We start from the raw sequence: 22,115 nt of genomic DNA on the forward strand, positions 1-22,115 counted from the left end.
TTTGGAGCCTGTCCATGAACACCCAGAACGCCGTTTTGAGCGCCACCGCGCCAGCTGCTCGCCACCCCCAGGGGCTGCTGGCCGCCATCGTGCTGTTCGCCGCCATCACTCCCGCGGTACTGCTGATGGCCCCGGCCATCGCCGCCCAACTGGCCAGCCAGTGGCACTTGAGCCCCACACAGATCGGCGACCTGTTCTCCGCCGAACTGGGAGCCATGAGCCTGGCTACGTTGCCGGCCATCTGGTGGCTGAAACACATCGACTGGCGGCGCGCCGCACTGTGCAGCGCCGTGCTGTTCATCGTTGCCAACCTGCTGTCGATGCTGGCCCACGACTATTCATTGTTGCTGATGGCGCGCTTTGGCAGCGCCCTGGCCGGCGGCTCGCTGATGATCATCTGCCTGGCCAGCGCCGCCGCCAGCCCCAGTCCCAGCCGGGCCTACGGCTTCTGGGTGATGGGCCAACTGGTGCTGGGCGCGGTCGGCCTGAGCCTGTTGCCCATGCTCTTCCAACGCTTCGGCCTGGGCGCCTGCTACCTGATCCTGGCGCTGCTGATGACCCTGTGCCTGCCCCTGGCCCGCTGTTTTCCAGCAGGCGCTGCGCGCCCGGCCGCCGATGCCGCGCAAGCCCCAGCGATCTCCTGGCTCAAGGCGAGCCTGGGAATACTCGGCATTCTCACCTTCTACATCAGCCTCAGCGGGGTCTGGACCTTCATCGGCGCCATCGGCAGCCAGTCCGGCCTCTCGGCGCAGACCAACGGCGACATCCTGGCCATCGCCACCTTGATGGGCATCGTCGGCGCGTTGTGCGCCACCCTGTTCGGTGACCGCCTGCCTCGCAGCGCCCTGCTCCTGCTGGGCTACGGCCTGATGGCGGGCTCGGTGCTGGCGCTTCTGGGCCAGCCGCAGCTGGCGCGCTTCGCGCTGGCGGCGCTGGTGTTCAAGTTCACCTGGACCTTCATCCTGCCGCTGATCCTGGCGCGCATGGCCGAGATGGATCGCAGCGGGCGCTTGATGAACGCCTCCAATCTGGTGATCAGCGCCGGCCTGGCCATAGGCCCGACCCTGGCCGGGCGCCTGATCGAAAGCAGCGGCGGCTTCCAGGGCCTGTTGCTGGGGGGGGCCGTCATCACTTTGCTGTCCCTGGCGCTGGTACTCAGTTGCCGGCCCGCCCTCCAGGCCCCTTCCCAGCCCCAGGGGCGATGACGGCCAGCGGGCAGCGCCGCCGCGTCCTTGAACAACACTTTCCTTGAAAAATGGATATCACCATGACCTGTAGAACGGCTTTTTTCTTCGATGAACGCTGCCTGTGGCACAGCGGCAGCCCCCACGTCCTGACGCTCCCGGTAGGCGGCTGGGTCCAGCCGCCGTCTGCCGCGGGGCATGCTGAATCACCGGAAACCAAGCGCCGGCTGAAAAGCCTGATGGATGTCTGCGGCCTGACCCGTCAGTTGCATCTGCGCAGTGCCCCTGCGGCCACCGAGGACGATCTGCTACGGGTCCACAGTGCCGCCTACCTGCAACGTTTCAAGGCCTTGAGCGATGCCGGCGGTGGTCAACTGGGCGACGAGGCGCCTGTGGGACCCGGCAGCTATGAAATCGCCAAGCTGTCCGCCGGGCTGGCCCTGGCCGCCGTGGACGCCGTGCTCAGCGGTGAAGCCGACAACGCCTACTCGCTGTCCCGTCCACCGGGACACCACTGCACCCGCGACCAGGCCATGGGCTTCTGCTTCCTGGCCAACATCGCCATTGCCATCGAGGCCGCCAAGGTCCGCCATGGCCTGGGCAAGGTAGCGGTCATCGACTGGGACGTGCACCACGGCAACGGCACCCAGTCGATCTACGAAGAGCGGGCCGACGTGTTGACCCTGTCCCTGCACCAGGACGGCTGCTTTCCACCGGGTTACGGCGGTGAGCACGACCGTGGCCGCGGCGCTGGGCTGGGCTGCAACATCAACATCCCGCTGCTGCCCGGTGGTGGCCATGATGCCTACCTGTACGCCATGCAGCGCATCGTGGTGCCGGCCCTGGAACGCTTCGAGCCCGAGCTGATCATCGTCGCCTGCGGCTACGACGCCAACGCCGTGGACCCATTGGCGCGGATGCTGCTGCACAGCGACTCCTTCCGCGAGATGACCCAGTGCCTGCGCGACGCTGCCGAACGCCTGTGCCGGGGACGCCTGGTACTGGTGCACGAAGGCGGCTACTCCGAGGCCTATGTGCCTTTTTGCGGGCTGGCGACCCTGGAAGCACTGTCGGGCATCCGTACTGCGGTGCAGGACCCGATGCTGGAGTTCGTGCGCCTGCAGCAGCCCAAGCAGGACTTCACGGCCTTTCAGCGCCAGTTGCTGGACCGTCAGGCCGTGGCCATAGCGACCGCCGCTCGCTGACCCGCCCGGCGCCCTCCCAGGGCTGATGTTCAGCGGCCTGACGCCGGACATCAGCCACTGCCTGCCTTATCAGCTCTCGCACGCGTTATTGCGCCACGCCAATGGCCGCGGCCCGAGCCCCGTCCCCCCGCTCCTCTGCCTGCTGCCTCGCGCAGCCCTCCGGCACATTCGCCCTGACGATGGCCAAAGGTTTTCTATTCTCTCCTCAATAACCTGACCCACGGGTCCGTTTTTTCGCCGTTCACCCCAGGAAGAACTCTCGCGTGCCGTAGCAACGCGCCTTTGCCTTCGGGATCGGGTGTGTCGTGCGCCGGGGCCTGTCCGTCTGCTTGCCCGCTATCCCCGGTTGCCGGGATTTCCCACTGATCGGGGGCTTGCCTATCCGCTGAGACAGAGGAGATGTCCATGGACCGCAAGACCAAGCAATACCTCGACGAGATCTACTTCTGGCAGAGGGCCCGCGCCCGCCTGTTGCAGCAAGCGGCACAACTTCACGAACCTCCCCCCGGCCCAAGGGAAACCACCGTAGCCGATACCGCCAAGGAAGCGCTGGACGATCTGTTGCACAGCTGCGGCCTGGCCGCACTGCGTCGCGGTTCCGAACAGGCTGCGCCACCCGGGCACGGGTCCGCCGGGAGCACGCCGCCGACGGAACCGGCGGACTGAAGCACCGCGGGCAATGCCCTGGCTATAACGGCTCCAGGGCCCGGGCCTCACTGGGTGTCTGCTGATAACGGGCCTTGAACGCCCGGGCAAAATGCGCCTGGCTGACAAAGCCATGACGGTAGGCGATTTCACTGATGTCCAGGCTTGCCCCCTGGCTGCTGCAAAGCAGCTGGCGGGCCTGCTGCAGGCGTTTTTCCAGGATGAAGCGGCTGGGCACGGTGTTCTCCATGGCGAACAGCCGGGCCAGGTGCCGGGTAGAAATGCCGGTCTGGGCCGCGACCCGTTCGCAGCTCAGGGCCGGGTCCCCCAACTGTTCATGAATGCACTGTTTGGCCGCCAGCAGGTAGGAAGCACTCAGGGCATTGATGGGCCGTTCTCCAACCTGCCCGGCGATGATGCTGGCCAGCAGTTCGAAGGCCTGTTCCTGGTAGGTCTCGGCCTCGCCACACAGCGGCTGCTGGAAAAACGTCCGGGTGCGCTCGCCAAGGGTGCGCAACAGCAAGCGCTGAACTGCGCTGTGCACGCTGATCTTCAGCGTCCGGTCGAAACGCTTCAGGCAGCGCTCGGCAAACTGCTCCTGGGGAATGTCGAAAATGAACTGGCGCATCGCCCCGCAGAAGCCGAACAGGTAAGGCTTGTCGGTGCGGTAGACCACCAGCTCCCCAGGTTCCAGCACCTGACAGGCGCCGTCCTGATAGAAGAACGAACCGCTGCCGGTGACCAGGGACACGAAGATCGAATCCTTGGGTACACCGCGGATCATCGACGTATCGCGTTCCACCACGTGTTCATTGCCCACGATGCGCGCCAGGCGCATGGCCCCCAACTGCAGGTTGTCCTGGCGGGCGGTGAAACCGTCGTCGGCGTAGGAGTTGCACTTGAGCCCCACCAGGGTGCTGGCGTTGTAGTCCTCCCAGAAGCTCAGGCGGTGATCCGGGTCGACCGCCTGGGTGCTGGCGTGCCGGGTTTCGAGCAAGGCGCATGGAGACATTGTTGTTCTTCTCATGGGCGGCTGGATATTCCCCGGACGGCAAGGCTGTGTCCGGGCACCTGGGGCCGCATGATCTGCGGGCTGCGGCCATTCATTAACATCTGAACCATATAGCCTGTCAACTTGAAACGCAGTGAGAGCCGTTCGCCGGAACCGCCTCGTCACCTCGCTATTTTCGGTAGGAAAAATTCCCGTCCGAAACAGACAACAAATCGGTCCGATTCAATCAAACCGGCGTCCAGCCGTGGGCCTAAAGTCGCCTCAGTCATCCCCATGACGCCCCCTATCACAACAATCGAGGTCGACCATGCCTGAAGCCGCCACCCGTGAGTTCTGGAAAGACCTGCAGCCCATCGCCCACTGTTTCAAGCCTGATGCCAAGCCCGAGGTCTACCTGCCGAATGCCGCCAGCGACGACCTGAGCCTGTACGTGCCCTTCACCGAAACCGTGTCGTCGCGACCGCTGTGGATTTCCCCCAGCGAGAACCGCTGGTGCGACATCCTCATGGCCCGCAGCGCCGGGCTGGTCAACCGCCACTACCACCCTCACGAAGTCTTCGCCTACACCCTGTCCGGCAAGTGGGGCTACCTGGAGCACGAATGGACGGCCAGCGCCGGCGACTTCGTCTACGAAACCCCGGGCGAAGGCCACACCCTGGTGGCCTACGAGCACGAGCAACCGATGCGGGTGTTCTTCATCGTCAAGGGCCCTTTGATCTGGCTCGACCAACAGGGTGAGCCCGACGGTTATTTCGACGTGCACTCCTACATCGCCCTGTGCCGCGAACACTACGAAAAGATCGGCCTGGGCGCGGCCCATATCGACACCCTGTTTCGCTGACCTGCGCCGCTCACACCTCCTTTGGAGAACCACCATGGCTTATAAAAACAACAAGGCCAGTTACCAGAACACCTTGCTCGGGGTGCTGTTCCTGACCTTCGGCTTTGTCTTTTTCGATCGTCTGGCGCTGTCCTTCCTGTTCCCGTTCATGGCCGACGAACTGCAATTGAGCAACCGCCACCTGGGCATGCTGTCGTCGGTGCTGGCCCTGGCCTGGGCGGTGTCCGGCGCCCTGGTGGGCGCCTGGTCGGACCGCCGTGGCGTGCGCAAGCCGCTGCTGATTGTCGCGGTGATCCTGTTTTCTCTGTGCTCGGCCCTCTCCGGGCTGGTCACCGGTTTCCTCAGCCTGCTGTTGTTTCGCGCCATCATGGGGCTGGCCGAAGGGCCAATCCTGCCCTTGTCACAATCCTTGATGGTGGAGGCTTCATCGCCCCAGCGCCGGGGCCTGAACATGGGCCTGCTGCAAGGCTCGGCGGCCGGGCTGCTGGGGGCGGTGATCGGCCCGCCGCTGCTGATCGCCCTGGCCGAAGCCTATGGCTGGCGCCACGCTTTCATTCTCTCGCTGGTTCCCGGCCTGCTGATCGCCCTGCTGATCTGGCGCTACGTGCACCCGGACCCGCCACGGAGCGAATCCCGAACCAACGCCGCACCGAGCAAGGGCAGCGGACATCGGCTGGCCTTGCTGAAAAGCCGCAACATCGTGCTCTGCACCCTGATCAGCTGCGTGTTCCTGACCTGGTTCATCATTCTGATTTCCTTCACCCCGACCTTTCTGGTCAAGGTCCGCGACTACAGCCCGGCCAGCATGGGCACGGTGATGAGCTGCCTGGGCGGCGCCTGGGTGCTCTGGGGCTTCGGCGTGCCGGCGATCTCCGATCGCATCGGCCGGCGACCGACCCTGGTGCTGTTCTCGCTGATCGCCGCCTGCTGCCCCATGGCCCTGCTCTATGCGTCTTCGCCCTGGATGCTCGGCGGGCTGATGCTGCTGACCTACACCGGCCTGGGCTGCTTCACCCTGTTCATGGCCACCATTCCGGCGGAAACCGTGCCCCGTGAAGTCATGGCCACGGCCCTGGGCCTGATCATGGGCATCGGTGAACTGGTGGGCGGCTTCGTCGCCCCGACCATCGCCGGGTTCGCCGCCGACCGCTTCGGCCTGTCCATCGTCATGTGGATGTCCTGTGGCGGCGCCTTGCTGGCAGCGGTACTGGCGCTGTTTCTCAAGGAAACCGCTCCGGCGGTGCTGGCCCGTCAACAGCGCCAGCACACCTCCTCTGTCCTGCAAGGAAACCAGCCATGAACGCACTGCGTTGGCACGCCGCCCGGGACCTGCGCCTGAGCCAGGTGCAACTGCGCCAGCCCGGCCCCGGGGAAGTCCTGCTGCAGGTGGCCTACTGCGGTATCTGCGGCAGTGACCTGCATGAGTACGCCGATGGGCCGCACTCGATTCCCCAGCACGCGGCCCACCCGCTGTCCGGCTGCCGGGCACCACTGACCCTGGGCCATGAGTTCTGCGGTCAGGTGGTGGCCCTCGGTCCCGGTGTCGATCCGAGCCTGCTGGGGCAACGGGTGGCCGTGGAGCCGGAGTATCGCTGCGGCGAATGCCAATACTGCCGCATGGGCCAGTACAACCTCTGTGAGTCCATGGGCTTTATCGGCCTGATGGGCGACGGCGGTTTTGCCGAGCAGGCCCTGGTGCCCGCCTACATGCTGCACCGGCTGCCAGAGAGCGTCAGCTTCAAGCAGGCCGCCGTGCTGGAGCCGGCGGCGGTGGCCTACCACGCCCTGAACCAGAGCAGCCTGCTGGCCGGCGACAGTTGCGTGGTGTTCGGTCTGGGCCCCATCGGCCTGCTGCTGATCCTGCTGGCACGGTTGCGGGGCGTGGAGCGCATCTACGCCGTGGACCTGGACCCCGAGCGCCGGCGCCTGGCCCTGGAATTCGGCGCCAGCACCGCCCTGGACGGCGCCGGCCCACAGTTGCAGGAGCGCCTGCGGCAACTGAGCGACGGCGGCCTCGACTCAGCCTTTGAGGCCGCCGGCACCCAGCAGACCCTGAGCCATGCCCTGCACTGCCTGCGCAAGGGCGGTGAGGCCGTGCTGGTGGGCCTGATGGGCCAAGTGCAGGTCGACGCCTTCCACCTGGTGAACCACGAACTGCGCCTGCTCAGCAGCGTCGGCTACCGCCATGTGTACCCCGAACTGATCGAGCTGCTGGCCAGCGGACGCCTGGACCTGTCGCGGCTGGTGACCCGCTGCCTGGCCCTGGAGCAGGCGGTGGAACAGGGCTTCGAGGCGCTGTTGCACGACAAGAGTCAGATCAAGGTGCTGATCAACCCGACGCCGGCCCTGGCCGAGGCCTGACCCATCGCTTTCAACACTCAAGACAAAAACAACAAGAAACGAGTACCCGACATGAATGCTTCCTATGCGCTGTGCCCGCTGTTGGCAGCCTTGCTGCTGCCCCTTGATGGCTTCGCCGATGCCCCGGCTGCGCCCCGCAGCGGGCCACTGTCCGGGTTGGGCGACTACCTGGCCGACCGGGGCATTACGCCCCATGTGCAGTTTCTCAGCCTGGCGATGAAGAACCTCGACACCGGCCCGCGGCCCCACAGTTTCGGCAACAGCGGCGACCTGTTCGTCGGCGCCGATATCGACCTGGGGACCTTGGCCGGCCTGGACGGCGCGGCGCTGCACGTCGAACAGACCCTGTTCATCCTCGACCAGCAGACCGGCGTGCCCACCTCACGCAACTGGCAAGGCGCCGCCGGCAGCTACTTTGGCGGCGCGCCGATCCACAACGACCTCACCAGCCACCAGTTGAGCCTGTTGACCTACCAGCAGACCTGGCTCGACGGCCGGGTCGACCTGAGCCTGGGGCGGACCAACGCGCGGCGCTATTTCTATATCTACAACTGCGAAAGCACCGTCACCTGCAACGACCCGATCATCGACTCTTCCACCGGCATCCTGCCGCCGCCCTACGGCAGTTGGGGCGGCTACCTGAAGTACCAGCTGACGCCCCAGTGGTACGTGCACGGCGGCGCCTTCGAGTCCAACCCGGTGGACTACCTGAAGGAACGCAAGGGCCTGGATTTCAGCACCGACGACGCCAGCGGCACCAGCCTGCTGCTGGGCATCGGCCGCCAGAACCAAGAGGCCTACAGCGCCCACTACGAGCTCAACGGCTACTACAACACCTCCAAACAGGTGGATCCGCTGACCGGGGCCACCGCATTCGGCAGCGGCGGCGCCTTCTTCAAGTTCCAGCAGGCGCTGTGGCGCGCCGACGCTGGCACCGGCACCGCGCCCCAGGCCCTGCTGCTGTTCGGTTCGCTGTCGGCGGCGGCCGACGACAAACAGCCCTTCAGCCAGTTCGCCGAAGCCGGGCTGACCTATCTGGCGCCCTTCGACCGGCCCCGGGACAAGCTCAACCTCAAGGCCAGCTACCTGCGTCTCAACGATCACCAACTGCGCTTCCAGCAACAGGCACGGACCGCCAACGGCGGCGATCCGCGCCTGGGCGAGCGCAATGTCTATGCCCTGGAAGCCAACGCCCACATCGCCCTGACTCGGCAACTGGCGGTGGAACCCAGCATCCAGTACCTGATCAACCCGGACAATTTCTACAACCCCGAAGCCCGCGAGCTGACCGGCAACGGCTTTGTCGTCGGCCTGCAAGTGACCCTAGACGTCGGCTCGCTGCTGGGGCTGTGAGATGGATTTCTGTGACTGCCCAAGGAGGTATCCCCATGACTGAACACCCCACGCAAACCTTCGACTACATCGTGGTCGGCGCCGGCTCCGCCGGTTGCGTGCTGGCCAACCGGTTGTCCGCCGATCCCAAGCTTCAGGTGTGCCTGATCGAGGCCGGGCCCAGTGACCGCACCTTGCTGCCCGCCGCCTATGTGCGCACCCCGGCGGGGATCATCCGCCTGATCGCCAACCCGCGCTGGAACTGGATGCATCAATTCAGCGCCCAGGCCGCCAGCGGCGACGTGCCGATCCCCTGCCCCCGTGGCCGGGTCTGGGGCGGCTCCAGCGCCATCAACGGCATGATCTACATCCGTGGTCATCGCCAGGACTTCGACCGCTGGGCCGCCGCCGGCAACCAGGGCTGGAGCCACGACGAGCTGCTGCCCTACTTCAAGCGTTCGGAGCATTTCGAACCGGGGGATTCGCCCTGGCACGGCCGGCACGGCGAGCTCAACGTCGCCGAACAGCGCAGCCCGAGCCCGGTCAACCAGGTGTTCTATGAGGCGGCCACGGAGCTGGGCTGGCGCTACAACCCGGATTTCAACGGCCCGGAACAGGAAGGCTTCGGGCCCTTCCATGTCACCCAGGTCAACGGCGAGCGTTGCAGCGCGGCCCGGGCCTTCCTGCACCCGATCCTGCAGCGGCCGAACCTGACCGTGCTGAGCAGCACCCTGACCCACCGGGTGCTGCTGCAAGGCACTCGCGCCAGCGGCGTGGAGATCAGCCAGAACGGCGAGGTCCGGCAATTGCAGGCGCGCCGGGAAGTGATCCTGTGCGCCGGGGCGATCAACTCGCCGCAGTTGCTGCTGCTCTCCGGTATAGGCCCGGCGGAGGAACTGAAATCCCACGGCATCCTGCCGCGCCACCCGTTGCCGGGGGTCGGCCTGAACCTGCAGGACCACCAGGACATCGTGCTGATGTACCGCAGCGACCCGGAGCTGGGCTACGGCCTTTCGCCCAAGGGCCTGTTGCCCCTGGCCCGTTCGCCCTGGCAATACCTGACCCGGCGCCAGGGCCCGCTGACGTCGAACACCGTGGAGTCCGGGGCCTTTCTGCGCCTTACGCCCGAAGACCCGGTGCCGGAGCTGGGGCTGATCGTCGCCCCGGCCCTGAAGAACCAGCCCCGGCGCCTGATTCCGGTGGGCCATGGCATCAGCCTGCATGTGGCGGTGATGCATCCGCAAAGCCGAGGCCGGGTGCGCCTGAACTCCGCCGATCCCCACGACAAACCGCTGATCGAGGCCAACTTTCTCAGCCACCCGGAGGACTTGCGCAAACTGGTGGCCGGCTTGCGCCTGGTGCGCCAGCTGGCCGCGACCCAGGCCTTCTCCCGGCGCCTCAAGGGCGAACTGCTGCCTGGTCCGCAGGTGCAGAGCCAGGAGCAGATCGAACAATGGATTCGCCAGCACCTGGGCACGGTGTTCCACCCGGTGGGCAGCTGCAAGATGGGCCATGACGAACTGGCGGTGGTCGACGATCAACTGCGGGTCCATGGCCTGCAGGGACTGCGGGTGGCGGACGCCTCGATCATGCCGAGCCTGATCACCGGCAACACCAACGCGGCGGCGATCATGATCGGGGAAAAGGCCGCCGACCTGCTGCTGGGCTCGTCACTGGCACAGCCGAGCGCCGAGCCCCAGGGCCACGCGTGCGCCTGAGGCCAGGGTTCAGGGGCGCTTCGGCGCCTCGGCACTCTAGAGCACCGGCCAGTTGTCATAGCCCAGGCCACTGCAATTGGGCATGCGCCGGTAGTCGGTGAGCTGGAAGGCCTGGCCGTCGAAGTGCCAGCTGGCCATTTCCCCGCAGTCGCCGATCCCGCGGCCCATGAGGAAACTGCTGAGCGTCCCGGTTTCGGGGTCATAGTTGATGCCGCCGGTATGGTCGACGCTGCCGTCCGGCAATGCCTGCATCAGCAGGGGCTGTAGCGCATAGGGCGCGGTGCGCGAGCGGCTGCTGATGTCGAACAGGCAGATATAGGCGCCGCAGTCGGAGAACTCGAACACCAGCGCCTGCTGCGCCGTCAGCGGATAGAGCTCGATGCGCGCAGGCATGACGTAGTCGTCGTCCTCTTCCGACTTGGGCGGAGGCAGTGTTTTCTGCACCGCCGCCCGCAACCCGCTGCGCTCCCGGGCACTGAGCGGCGTCACCCCGGGATAGGGGCGCAGCGCCGGGGCCGCCTGGACCCTGGGCACCGCGCTGGCCGGTTGTTCGCCGGGCGTGGCCAGGGCGCTGAGCGTGCCCTGGCGGTGCTGCACCTGATCGACCTGTTGCAGCAATTCGGCCAGCCCGGTCAGAAGCACCCGGGCCGGTTGCGCCCCCGGCAGTTCCAGCACCTGCCCGCTGCGCAACCGCGCCAGCCATTGCCGGGCCAGGGCCTGATCGTCAACCCGGTAATACTGCTGCTGCCGGGTACTGTCGGGGGCTTCCACTTCCTGCACCAGCGCCGCCAGCAAGGCGGGCTCCAGCGGGCGGCCGTCCAGGCGCAGCGCGTTGGGCTCGATAGGCGCGCCCTGGTGCTCCAGTTGCAGCTGCAGCCGGCCTTCGGGACCGGCCTGGCTGCGGATGATCAGGGTCAGGTGGTTGACCGGCTCGGCAAACCCGATGTTCGGCGTGTAGAGCAGCTGGCAGTCGCGGCGGTTGTCGCAGGCGCTGATCCAGCCCTGCTGCTGCACCCACAGCGGGGTCAGTTCCGGCAGCTCCTGGGCCAGGCAGGGAGCGGCGCCAAGCACCAGCAAAGACAGCACAGCGGGACGCAGCATGACGACGCTCCTGGTCAGACAAAGGCGCGGATTCTGCCACGCTCGCCCAGGTTCGAATACCGCCATCGCCAGCGCCCCGGGGCGAGGCATCGCCGCCGCGCCGAACGGCCCGGCGCCAGCGCTCAAGGGCCTGGCGCGTCGGCCCCTGGCGGGTTGGTCTGGCCCTGGCGCGCGCGGTATTCCCCCGGCGCGGTCTTGGCGTAACGCTGGAAGAAGCGGCTGAAATAGGCCGGGTCCTTGAAGCCCAGCTGGTAGCAGATTTCATTCACCGAACTGGCGGTGAACAGCAGCAGGCGCTTGGACTCCTGCATCAGGCGTTCGTACACCAGGCGCTTGGACGGCAGGTCGGCGATGCGTCGGCAGACATCGTTGAGCCGCGCTTCGGTGACCCCCAGGGCGCTGGCGTAGCGCGCCAGGGGCCAGTGCTCCAGGTAGCGGGCCTCGATCAGCTCGTTGAAGCGGTGAAAGATCTGCAGGTCTTCGTGGCGCGCCGGACGGGCCTTGAGGGAGTTGGCCGACAGCCTGAGCAGGCTGATCATCAGCAGCCGGGTCAGGGCCTCCAGGGCCGGCTCGCGCCCCGCGTCCTGCCCGGCGATTTCCTGCTGCAACTCATGGAACAGGCACTCCAGGCGCCGCACCTCGCCGGCGAACTGCGGCCCCAGCCGCGCCAGGGCCACGCAGGCCGGTGGCACCAGCGGCGCGGGGGCCAGCGTCGGATCGGCGCCGATCAGCTCCCACACCAACTGCTGGCGCACGGTGAGCACGTGGCCCTCGCTGTCGGCCTCGGTGACGAAGGCATGGGGAATGGTCGGCGGAGTGAGGAAGAACATCGGTCCCGACTCCAGGTACTGCTGGTCGTCCAGATAGACCCGCACCGCGCCGCTTTGCACGTAATGCACCTGGAAAAAACGGTCGTGGCGGTGCACCGGCATGTTGCGCCCGAAGAAGCCGGCGAGGTTGCTGAGTTTGTCGTAATGCACCTGGGCATCGGCGTAGCGCTGATCGTAGACCTGACCGATGTTGATGTTGGGAATGGGTTGACGTGGGTTCATGGCACCCTTCTGTTTTTTATTTTTCAGCACGCAGAGCGTTGGCATCCTGCGCGATTCGCGGCTGGCCCGCCAGGGCAAGACGCAATCGTTCAGGCTGGCGCTTGACGATCATTAACATATTAAATATAACGTTAATACATTAACGAATTCACCCCGCCAGCGGCAAGCGCACTGCGGGGCCCCACACCAGGAACCAGGAGACGCTCGATGAGCCGTGCACTGAACGATCACGCCGGCGGCACCCTGTTCGGCGTTGCGCTGAACTACCAGGGCTTGCTGCAGAGCCATCTGCAAAGCTTCACCCAGCCGCCCTACCAGAAGCCTCCGGTGAAGCCGGTGCTGTTCATCAAGACCCCCAACACCCGCAACAGCCATGAAGCACCGGTGGTGTTTCCCAAGGACGTCGAACGCCTGCAACCGGGCCCGGCCCTGGGGGTGGTGATCGGCAAGCGTGCCAGCCGGGTGCGCCTGGAAAACGCCCTGGAGCATGTGGCCGGCTACACCATCGTCAACGAGTTCAGCCTGCCGGAAGACAGCTACTACCGCCCGGCAGTCAAGGCCAAATGCCGCGACGGCTTCTGCGCCATCGGCCCGCAGCTGGTGCCGGCCGCCCAGATCAGCGATCCCCACGACCTGAGCCTGGAGCTGTTCGTCAACGGCGAGCGGGTGCAGCACAACAGCACCGCCAACCTGGTGCGCAACATCCCCCAGCTGATTGCCGAGATCAGCGAATTCATGACCCTGCATGCCGGAGACGTGCTGATCACCGGCACTCCCGAAGGCCGGGTCGATGTGCGGCCCGGCGACCGGGTCGAAGTACAGATCAGCGGCCTGGGCCGTCTGGCCAACAGCATCGTTGCCGAATAAGGAACCGACATGAAACACGCGCGCATCCGCTATCAGGGCCAGGTCCACGACGCTCGGGTCACCGGCCCCAACACCCTGCAACTGGAAGATGGCCGGGTCCTGGCCGAGGATCAGGTGCAGTGGCTGCCACCGGCCACCGGCACCCTGTTCGCCCTGGGCCTGAACTACGCCGACCACGCCGCCGAACTGGCCTTCAAGCCGCCCACCGAGCCCCTGGTGTTCATCAAGTCGCCGGGCACCTACACCGGCCACAACCAGGTGACCTGGCGCCCGGACAACGTCGCCTACATGCACTACGAGTGCGAGCTGGTGGCGGTGATCGGCAAGACCGCGCGCAACGTCAAGCGCGAGGACGCCCTGGACTACCTGGCCGGCTACACCCTGTGCAACGACTACGCGATCCGCGATTACCTGGAGAACTACTACCGGCCCAACCTGCGGGTGAAGAACCGCGACGCCACCACCCCGGTGGGCCCGTGGATCATCGACGCCGCCGAGGTGCCCGAGCCCAACAAGCTGACCCTGCGCACCTGGGTCAACGGCGAACTGCGCCAGCAAGGCAGCACCGCCGACATGATCTTCGACATCCCCTACCTGATCGAATACCTGTCCAGCTTCATGACCCTGCAACCGGGCGACATGATCGCCACCGGCACCCCCGAAGGCCTCAGCGATGTAGTGCCCGGCGATGAAGTGGTGGTGGAGATCGAAGGCGTCGGCCGGCTGGTCAACCGTATCGTCAGCGAAAGCGAATTCTTCGCCCATCACGCCCACCCAGAGCCCACCGCCGTGGCCAAGGAGCACGCATAAATGATCAAGCACTGGATCAACGGCCGCGAAGTCGAAAGCCGTGAAGTCTTCACCAACTACAACCCCGCCACCGGCGAAGCCATTGGCGAGGTGGCCAGCGGCGGCGCCGAGGAGATCGCCCAGGCGGTAGCGGCGGCCAAGGATGCCTTTCCGAAATGGGCCAATACCCCGGCCAAGGAGCGCGCCCGGCTGATGCGCCGCCTGGGCGCCCTGATCGAGGAGAACGTGCCGCACCTGGCGGAGCTGGAAACCCTGGACACCGGCCTGCCGATCCACCAGACCCGCAACGTGCTGATTCCCCGGGCCTCGCACAACTTCGACTTCTTCGCCGAGGTCTGCACCCGCATGGATGGCCACAGCTATCCGGTGGACGACCAGATGCTCAACTACACCCTGTACCAGCCGGTGGGCGTGTGCGCCCTGGTGTCGCCATGGAACGTGCCGTTCATGACCGCCACCTGGAAGACCGCGCCCTGCCTGGCCCTGGGCAATACCGCGGTGCTGAAGATGAGCGAACTGTCGCCGCTGACCGCCAACGAGCTGGGCCGGCTGGCGGTGGAAGCCGGGATTCCCGCCGGGGTGCTGAACATCGTCCAGGGCTACGGCGCCACCGCCGGCGACGCCCTGGTGCGCCACCCGGACGTGCGGGCGATCTCCTTCACCGGCGGCACCGCCACCGGCAGGAAGATCATGCAGACCGCCGGCCTGAAGAAGTACTCCATGGAACTGGGGGGCAAGTCGCCGGTGCTGATCTTCGAGGACGCCGACCTGGAACGGGCCCTGGACGCCGCGCTGTTCACCATCTTTTCCCTGAACGGCGAGCGCTGCACCGCCGGCAGCCGGATCTTCATCCAGGAAAGCGTCTACCCGCAGTTCGTCAAGGAGTTCGCCGCCCGGGCCAAGCGCCTGATCGTCGGTGACCCGCAGGACCCCAAGACCCAGGTCGGCTCGATGATCACCCAGGCCCACTACGACAAGGTCACCGGCTACATCCGCATCGGCCTGGAAGAAGGCGCGACCCTGCTGGCCGGCGGCCTGGAACGTCCGGCCAACCTGCCGGCACACCTGGCTCGCGGGCAGTTCATCCAGCCTACGGTGTTCGCCGACGTGGACAACCGGATGCGCATCGCCCAGGAAGAGATCTTCGGCCCGGTGGTGTGCCTGATCCCGTTCAAGGACGAGGCCCAGGCCCTGCAACTGGCCAACGACACCGAGTACGGCCTGGCCTCCTACATCTGGACCCAGGACATCGGCAAGGCCCATCGCCTGGCCCGGGGTATCGAGGCCGGCATGGTGTTCATCAACAGCCAGAACGTCCGCGACCTGCGCCAGCCCTTCGGTGGCGTCAAGGGCTCGGGCACCGGCCGCGAAGGCGGCGAATACAGCTTCGAAGTGTTTGCCGAGATCAAGAACGTCTGCCTCTCCATGGGCAGCCATCACATCCCGCGCTGGGGCGTGTAAGGTTTACAACCGTCCCGGATCACGCCAACAAGAAGATGTTTCAGGAGAAGCACCATGGGCGAAGTCGTCATGGCCGCCAAGGTCTGCCACGTTCCATCGATGTACCTGTCCGAACTGCCGGGCAAGCACCACGGCTGCCGTGAGGCGGCCATTGCCGGGCACAAGGAAATTGCTCGCCGCGCCCGGGCGCTGGGGGCCGACACCGCTGTGGTGTTCGATGTGCACTGGCTGGTCAACAGCGGTTACCACATCAACTGTGGTGAAGCCTTCAACGGCACCTACACCAGCAACGAGCTGCCGCACTTCATCAAGAACATGACCTACGACTACCAGGGCTGCCCGGAGCTGGGGGAGCTGATCGCCGCCGAGGCCAACGCCGCCGACGTGCGCACCCTGGCCCACAACATCCCCAGCCTGGAGCTGGAGTACGGCACCCTGGTGCCCATGCGCTACATGCACATGGACGTGCCCGCCGCCGAGCACTTCAAGGTGGTGTCCATCGCCGCCTGGTGCGCCTGGCATAAGCTGGAGGACAGCTTCACCTTCGGCGCCGCCGTGCGCCGGGCGATCGAAAAGAGCGAGCGCAAGGTCCTGGTGCTGGCGTCCGGCTCGCTGTCCCACCGTTTTTCCAACGACCGCGAAGCCGAGGCCAACATCCACAACTGGACCCGGGAATTCGACAAGCAGGTGGACCAGCGGGTGGTGGAGCTGTGGCAGCAGGGTCGCTTTCGCGAGTTCTGCGCCATGCTCCCGGACTACGCCACCAGTTGCCATGGCGAAGGCGGCATGCACGACACGGCAATGCTCCTGGGGCTGCTGGGCGGGCCGGAACACCAGCGCCCGGCGGAGATCGTCACGCCGCTGTTCGGCAGCTCCGGCACCGGCCAGATCAACGCCATCTTCTAGAAGCAGCGGCAAGTTCCAGCCACTCGCTGCAAGACACAATCGAACGCAGTGCCAAGCCACCAGCCTCAAGTCACAGGAGTCCGCTCTTGTGGCTTGCAGCTTGACGCTTGCCGCTGCCTCCCAAGGAGACTTCCCGTGCCGCATTTCATCGCTGAGTACACCGACAACATCGAACAGGCCGCCGATCTGCCAGGGCTGTTCAGCAAGGTTCATGACTACCTGGGCGCCACGGGCGTGTTTCCCCTTGGGGGCATTCGCAGCCGCGGGGTACGCCTGGACACCTGGCGCATGGCCGATGGCAAGCACGACTACGCCTTTGTCCATATGCGCCTGCAAGTGGGTGCCGGTCGTGACCTGGCCACCCGGCGCCAAGTGGCCGAGGGGCTGTTCGACATCATCAAGGCCCACTTCGCCACGCTGCAGGCGCAGCGCTTGCTGGCCCTGTCGTTCGAGATGAGCGAGCTGGATGCCGAGCTGAACTTCAAGCACAACAACGTGCATGAGTTCCTGCGCGGACAGGCCTGAGCATTGTGCCGGCCCTTTCGTCGGCAAGCCGGCTCCTGCACAACGCCCATGCCACCCGTAGGAACTGGCTTGCCAGCGAACAGGCCCGCAAGCCAGGCGCCAGCCCCGAGGCAGACTTCGCTGGCAAGCCGACCCACACAAGAACAATAACGAGATCCCCCCATGTCCCATCCCGCAATCGCCGAGGCTCCTGTGGCCGAGGTCAACGACTGCTATCGCAAGATCACCTGGCGGCTGATGCCGCTGTTGTTCGTCTGCTACATCTTCGCCCACCTGGACCGTATCAATATCGGCTTCGCCAAGTTGCAGATGACCCAGGACCTGGGCTTCAGCGACAGCGTCTACGGCCTCGGCGCCGGGCTGTTCTTCGTGGCCTACGCGCTGTTCGGGGTGCCCAGCAACCTGGCCCTGGAGCGGGTCGGACCACGGCGCTGGATCGCCTTGCTGATGCTGGTCTGGGGCCTGCTGTCCAGTGCCCTGATGCTGGTCGACAGCGCCTGGGGCTTCTATGTGCTGCGCTTTCTGCTGGGGGTCGCCGAGGCGGGGTTCTTCCCCGGCATCCTGGTGCTGCTCAACCGCTGGTTCCCGGCCAGCCGCCGCGGTCAGGTCACCGCGCTGTTCGCCATTGCCGTGCCCATGGCCGGGGTGATTGGCGGGCCCCTGTCGGGGTGGATTCTGGAAAGCTTCCACGACTTCGGCGGCCTACGCGGCTGGCAATGGATGTTCCTCATCGAAGGCTTGCCCGTGGTGTTGCTGGGTCTAGTGGTGCTCAAGGCCCTGCCGGAAAGCATCGAGCAGGTGAACTGGCTGACCCCGGCGCAGAAAACCCAGCTGTTGCAGGCGCTGCAACAGGAAGAACAGCGCAAGTCCATCAACCGCTTCAGCGACATCCTCACGGAGCGCCATGTCTGGCTGCTGGTGTGCATCTACTTCGCGGTGATGCTGGCGGTGAACACCATCGCCTTCTGGATGCCGACCCTGATCCACCACGCCGGCATCGCCCGGGACAGCAACGTCGGCCTGCTCAGCGCCCTGCCCTATCTGGCCGGTTGCCTGTTCATGCTCGGCGTTGGCCGTTCTTCGGACCGCCTGCGCGAGCGCCGCTGGCATTTGGCGATACCGCTATTGATGTCCAGCCTCGGCCTGACTCTCACGGGGCTGGCCCCGGGCGACCCGTGGCTGGTGATGTTCGGCCTGTTGGTGGCGGGCATGGGCGCCAGCGCCGCGCTGCCGATGTTCTGGCAGTTGCCGCCGGCCTTTCTCGCCAGCAGCACCCAGGCCGCGGGTATTGCCCTGATCAGTTCCTTCGGCAGTGTGGCCGCCTTCCTCGCGCCCTACCTGATCGGCGTGGTGCGCGACGCCACCCAAAGCGCCAGCCTCGCCCTCTATGCCCTGGCCCTGCTGATCGCCCTGGGCGCCTGGCTGGTGCTGCGGGTGCCAGCCCATATCGTCAACCCTCGGGAGAAATAACCATGCTCAGCCCTTCGGATATCCAAGAAGCCGCCGCGCGCCTCAATGCCGCCGAACGCAGCCGCGAACAGATCGGCCAGTTGTCCCTGCAATACCCCGACATCAGCATCGAGGATGCCTACGCCATCCAGCGCAGCTGGGTGGAGCAGAAGATCCGCGACGGCCGCAAGCTGGTGGGCCACAAGATCGGCCTGACGTCCCGGGCGATGCAGGTATCGTCGAACATCACCGAGCCGGATTTCGGCGCCTTGCTGGACGACATGCTGTTCGATGAAGGCACGGACATTCCCTTCCAGCGCTTTATCGTGCCGCGGGTCGAGGTGGAGCTGGCGTTCATCCTCGGCAAACCCCTGAAAGGCCCCCACTGCACGCTGTTCGATGTGCTGGACGCCACCGACTGGGTGATCCCGGCCCTGGAGATCATCGACGCGCGCATCCAGCAAGTGGACCCGCAGACCCAGGCCACGCGCAAGGTGTTCGACACCATTTCCGACAACGCCGCCAACGCCGGGGTGGTAATGGGCGGCCGCGCCGTGCGCCCAGGGGATGTGGACCTGCGCAAGGTGCCGGCGGTGCTCTACCGCAATGGCGTGATCGAGGAGTCCGGGGTGTCTGCCGCGGTACTCAACCACCCGGCCAAGGGCGTGGCCTGGCTGGCCAACAAGCTGGCGGCCTACGACGTCGGCCTGGAAGCCGGGCAGATCATTCTCGGCGGCTCCTTCACGCGCCCGGTGGCCGCCCGTCCCGGGGATGTCTTCCACGTGGACTACGATCAGTTGGGCAGCATTGCCTGCCGCTTTGTCTGAGGAGACAGCCATGGACATGCCTCTGAACCTGTTCAAACAACGACTGCAACACAGCGAACCGCAGATCGGCCTGTGGCTGGGGTTGGCCGACGGCTACTGCGCCGAGCTGGCGGCCAACGCCGGTTTCGACTGGCTGGTGCTGGACGGCGAACACGCGCCCAACGATCTGCGCAGCCTGCTGGCGCAGCTGCAGGCCATCGCGCCCTACGCAGCCCAGGGCATCATCCGCCCGCCCATTGGCGATACCGCGCTGATCAAGCAACTGCTGGACATCGGCGCCCAGACCCTGCTGATTCCCATGGTGGAAAGCGCCGAACAGGCACGTCAGCTAGTGCGCGCCATGCACTATCCGCCGCTGGGGGTGCGCGGGGTCGGCAGCGCCCTGGCCCGGGCATCGCGCTGGAACAGCGTCGCCGGCTACCTGGATCAGGCGGACGAGCAGATGTGCCTGCTGGTGCAGATCGAGAACCTCGAAGGCCTGCGCAACCTGGATGAGATTCTCGCGGTGGACGGAGTCGACGGCGTGTTTATCGGCCCGGCGGATCTGTCGGCGGCCATGGGCCAGCGGGGCAACCCCGGGCACCCCGAGGTGGTGGCCGCGATTGAAGACGCCATCGTGCGGATTCGTCAGGCGGGCAAGGCCGCGGGAATTCTCAGTGCCGATCAGCGTCTGGCCCGGCGCTGCATCGAACTGGGGGCGAATTTTGTTGCGGTGGGCGTAGATACCACGGTCCTGATGAAAGGCTTGCAGAGCCTGGCCGGCCAGTACAAGACCCTGGACACCCCTACCAGCGAAGGCGGGGTTTACTGACGAACGCTGGCTGGTAGCCTCTTCGCTGGCCAGCCAGCTCACTGCCCCACCCCCTGCTTCAGGCCGGCCGCAAGGCCGCCGTCAGATTTTGATTTTGCTTTTGATCTGCCTGCCCCGTTAACCACGATGGCCGAACGCAGGCATTGATCCGTGGGCAAGCCGGCAAGGATGCCGGGTTAGCCGCCACCCGGCCAGGGATGGCCGGTGGCGGCGGCCCACGGATCAATGCCGGAGTTCGGGCATGCCGAGCCCCAGCGAGGCACCGAGTGGAGGGGCAAAGCCCTTTGGTTACTTTGGGGCCCCAAAGTGACTCGCCGTAAGGGCGAAACCGCCAGCCGCCGCCCCTGCAGAAATGGATATGTCCTCCAAACCGCCACTGTGAGAGCGAACCCCTAAGCGGCCATTACCGCAGCACCGGATATGCCCACCACCGGCCCTAATTAACGAACTTCACTGACCAGCTCCAGCGAGTATCTAGCGGGCGTTGCGGGCCAAGCGCCAGACGCGGGCGATGTCGGCGGCGCGTTCGCGCAGCAGGCGCGGGGCCTCGCGGCAGGCCTGTTCCAGGCTCATGGGGCCGCTGGTCAGGGCGAAGGCCGCATCCACGCCGTGGGCGTACATCTGCTGGTAACCCTCGCCCAGGGTGCCGGCAATCACGATCACCGGAACGCCCTGCTCCCGGGCAATGCGCGCTACGCCAAAGGGGGTCTTGCCGCGCAGGGTCTGGGCGTCAAAGCGGCCCTCACCGGTAATCACCAGATCGGCACCGCGCACGGCCTGTTCCAGGCCCACCAGCTCCGCAACCACTTCCACCCCCGGGCGAAATTGCGCGCCGAGGAACGCCTTGGCGGCAAACCCCAGGCCGCCCGCCGCGCCGCTGCCGGGTTCGTCACGCAGGTCCTTGGGCAACACCTGGGCACACAGGTCGGCGAAGTGCCCCAGGGCCCGGTCCAGCGCTTGCACCTGTTGCGACGAAGCACCTTTCTGCGGGCCGAAGATCGCCGAGGCACCGTGCTCGCCACACAGCGGGTTGTTGACGTCGGCGGCGATTTCAAAACGTACCTGGGCCAGACGCGGGTCCATGCCATCGAGCTCGATACCGGCCAGATCAGCCAGGGCCAGACCACCCCGGGGCAGTACCTGACCCTGGCGATCCAGCAATTTGAGACCCAGGGCTTGCAGGGCACCGGCGCCACCGTCGTTGGTGGCGCTGCCGCCGATGGCCAGGATGATGCGCTGGGCCCCGGCCTCCAGCGCGGCCAGGATCAGTTCCCCTGTACCGAAGGTGCTGCTGTTGCAGGCATCGCGCTGATCCAGCGCCAGTAATTGCAGGCCGCTGGCCTCGGCCATTTCAATGATTGCCGTGTGGCTCTGGGGCAGCCAGCCCCAGCGGGCTTCGACCGGCGCCCCCAGCGGTCCCTGGACCCGATGGCTGCGCAGCTGCCCGTCACAAGCGGCGAGAATCGACTCCACCGTGCCCTCGCCGCCGTCGGCCATCGGGCATTGACGTAGCTCGGCGTCGGACCAGACCTCGGCCAGCCCCAGGGCAATGGCCTGGGCCACGCCTTCGGCACTCAGGCTGTCCTTGAACGAGTCGGGGGCGATGATGATCTTCATGGGGTGTTCTCCGGTTCTTGTGCCGCCATGCTGCCACTTGGCGCAGGCGCTGGCCCCGGTCCGCTGCACAAGTCCGGGGGCGCTTTATTGTTCATTGCTACAACGGCGCAGCCTCGCCTAGCGTTGAAACCGCTGCCGCAGGCTGCGAACGGGCGCGGAGCGCTCGCGAGGGGCTTGAAGACGATGCAGGTTTGACGGGAGATTGCCAAGCAAGGCCCTGCGGGCCTTTGCGCAGCCTCGCCATGGCTCGGCAGCGGCTACACCAGTTAAATCCTCCTGGACGCTGTAGCCGCTGCCGCAGGCTGCGAACGGGCGCGGAGCGCTCGCGAGGGGCTTGAAGGCGATGCCGGTTTGACGGGAGATTGCCAGGCAAGGCCCTGCGGGCCTTTGC

Annotated in this window: 20 protein-coding genes; 16 read left to right on the forward strand and 4 right to left on the reverse strand. The window is 66.1% G+C overall.

What is annotated here, in order from left to right:
- The first annotated feature begins 14 nt into the window (after positions 1–14).
- From DWF74_RS02415 to DWF74_RS02425, 3 genes are all read left to right on the forward strand, one after another.
- The gene (locus DWF74_RS02415; RefSeq protein WP_115580224.1) at positions 15–1,205 is read left to right on the forward strand and encodes an MFS transporter; all 1,191 of its coding nucleotides are present in this window, start codon (positions 15–17) and stop codon (positions 1,203–1,205) included.
- A 62-nt stretch (positions 1,206–1,267) separates the two neighbouring features.
- Entirely contained in the window at positions 1,268–2,389 is a 1,122-nt protein-coding gene (locus tag DWF74_RS02420) for a class II histone deacetylase (RefSeq protein WP_162884056.1), read from the forward strand.
- A gap of 405 nt (positions 2,390–2,794) precedes the next feature.
- Positions 2,795–3,055, forward strand: coding sequence for a hypothetical protein (locus DWF74_RS02425; RefSeq protein WP_115580226.1), 261 nt, complete (start codon positions 2,795–2,797; stop codon positions 3,053–3,055).
- A gap of 22 nt (positions 3,056–3,077) precedes the next feature.
- Here DWF74_RS02425 and DWF74_RS02430 read toward each other — a convergent pair whose 3' ends face one another.
- A complete protein-coding gene (locus DWF74_RS02430; protein WP_102863292.1) occupies positions 3,078–4,046 on the reverse strand; it encodes a helix-turn-helix domain-containing protein in 969 nt (322 codons plus the stop codon).
- Between the two features lie 307 nt (positions 4,047–4,353).
- On the opposite strand from DWF74_RS02430, the gene DWF74_RS02435 reads away from it, so the two are divergent.
- Genes DWF74_RS02435 through DWF74_RS02455 form a run of 5 tightly spaced genes read left to right on the forward strand, consistent with a single transcriptional unit; the run spans position 4,354 to position 10,298 of the window.
- Positions 4,354–4,887, forward strand: a complete 534-nt coding sequence (locus DWF74_RS02435; RefSeq protein ID WP_060839573.1) for a 2,4'-dihydroxyacetophenone dioxygenase family protein — start codon at positions 4,354–4,356, stop codon at positions 4,885–4,887.
- Between the two features lie 34 nt (positions 4,888–4,921).
- The gene (locus DWF74_RS02440; protein ID WP_115580227.1) at positions 4,922–6,187 is read left to right on the forward strand and encodes an MFS transporter; all 1,266 of its coding nucleotides are present in this window, start codon (positions 4,922–4,924) and stop codon (positions 6,185–6,187) included.
- Complete coding sequence (locus DWF74_RS02445) at positions 6,184–7,248, forward strand: 2,3-butanediol dehydrogenase (protein ID WP_115580228.1); 1,065 nt, start codon at positions 6,184–6,186, stop codon at positions 7,246–7,248. Before DWF74_RS02440 ends, DWF74_RS02445 begins: the two co-directional genes overlap by 4 nt.
- 51 nt (positions 7,249–7,299) lie before the next feature.
- Entirely contained in the window at positions 7,300–8,601 is a 1,302-nt protein-coding gene (locus DWF74_RS02450; RefSeq protein WP_115580229.1) for a carbohydrate porin, read from the forward strand.
- Positions 8,602–8,636: 35 nt separating this feature from the next.
- Positions 8,637–10,298, forward strand: a complete 1,662-nt coding sequence (locus DWF74_RS02455; RefSeq protein ID WP_115580230.1) for a GMC family oxidoreductase — start codon at positions 8,637–8,639, stop codon at positions 10,296–10,298.
- A gap of 36 nt (positions 10,299–10,334) precedes the next feature.
- Here DWF74_RS02455 and DWF74_RS02460 read toward each other — a convergent pair whose 3' ends face one another.
- Together DWF74_RS02460 and hpaA are read right to left on the reverse strand one after the other, a co-directional pair.
- A complete protein-coding gene (locus tag DWF74_RS02460) occupies positions 10,335–11,399 on the reverse strand; it encodes a DUF1176 domain-containing protein (protein ID WP_115580231.1) in 1,065 nt (354 codons plus the stop codon).
- A 122-nt stretch (positions 11,400–11,521) separates the two neighbouring features.
- A complete protein-coding gene (gene hpaA, locus DWF74_RS02465; RefSeq protein ID WP_102863286.1) occupies positions 11,522–12,451 on the reverse strand; it encodes a 4-hydroxyphenylacetate catabolism regulatory protein HpaA in 930 nt (309 codons plus the stop codon).
- A 207-nt stretch (positions 12,452–12,658) separates the two neighbouring features.
- On the opposite strand from hpaA, the gene DWF74_RS02470 reads away from it, so the two are divergent.
- From DWF74_RS02470 to hpaI, 8 genes are all read left to right on the forward strand, one after another.
- Positions 12,659–13,318, forward strand: coding sequence for a fumarylacetoacetate hydrolase family protein (locus DWF74_RS02470; RefSeq protein ID WP_115580232.1), 660 nt, complete (start codon positions 12,659–12,661; stop codon positions 13,316–13,318).
- A gap of 9 nt (positions 13,319–13,327) precedes the next feature.
- Positions 13,328–14,128 carry a fumarylacetoacetate hydrolase family protein gene (locus DWF74_RS02475; RefSeq protein ID WP_115580233.1) on the forward strand — a complete coding sequence of 267 codons (801 nt, stop codon included), beginning with the start codon at positions 13,328–13,330 and terminating at the stop codon, positions 14,126–14,128.
- Positions 14,129–15,589: a 5-carboxymethyl-2-hydroxymuconate semialdehyde dehydrogenase gene (gene hpaE / locus DWF74_RS02480; protein ID WP_102863283.1), complete on the forward strand. Its 1,461-nt coding sequence runs from the start codon at positions 14,129–14,131 to the stop codon at positions 15,587–15,589.
- 54 nt (positions 15,590–15,643) lie between these two features.
- Positions 15,644–16,495, forward strand: coding sequence for a 3,4-dihydroxyphenylacetate 2,3-dioxygenase (hpaD, locus tag DWF74_RS02485; RefSeq protein ID WP_115580234.1), 852 nt, complete (start codon positions 15,644–15,646; stop codon positions 16,493–16,495).
- Between the two features lie 135 nt (positions 16,496–16,630).
- Positions 16,631–17,020 (forward strand): 5-carboxymethyl-2-hydroxymuconate Delta-isomerase, encoded by a 390-nt coding sequence (locus tag DWF74_RS02490; protein ID WP_102882626.1) that lies wholly within the window; start codon positions 16,631–16,633, stop codon positions 17,018–17,020.
- A gap of 162 nt (positions 17,021–17,182) precedes the next feature.
- Positions 17,183–18,490, forward strand: a complete 1,308-nt coding sequence (locus DWF74_RS02495) for an MFS transporter (RefSeq protein ID WP_115580235.1) — start codon at positions 17,183–17,185, stop codon at positions 18,488–18,490.
- 2 nt (positions 18,491–18,492) lie between these two features.
- Positions 18,493–19,296: a 2-oxo-hept-4-ene-1,7-dioate hydratase gene (gene hpaH / locus DWF74_RS02500; RefSeq protein ID WP_102863279.1), complete on the forward strand. Its 804-nt coding sequence runs from the start codon at positions 18,493–18,495 to the stop codon at positions 19,294–19,296.
- Positions 19,297–19,306: 10 nt separating this feature from the next.
- Positions 19,307–20,107, forward strand: coding sequence for a 4-hydroxy-2-oxoheptanedioate aldolase (hpaI, locus tag DWF74_RS02505; protein ID WP_115580236.1), 801 nt, complete (start codon positions 19,307–19,309; stop codon positions 20,105–20,107).
- A gap of 474 nt (positions 20,108–20,581) precedes the next feature.
- On the opposite strand, the gene DWF74_RS02515 is transcribed toward hpaI, so the two are convergent.
- Entirely contained in the window at positions 20,582–21,724 is a 1,143-nt protein-coding gene (locus DWF74_RS02515) for a glycerate kinase (RefSeq protein ID WP_115580238.1), read from the reverse strand.
- Positions 21,725–22,115 lie beyond the last annotated feature (391 nt).

Source organism: Pseudomonas protegens (assembly GCF_003363755.1).
Classification (GTDB): Bacteria; Pseudomonadota; Gammaproteobacteria; order Pseudomonadales; family Pseudomonadaceae; genus Aquipseudomonas; species Aquipseudomonas danubii.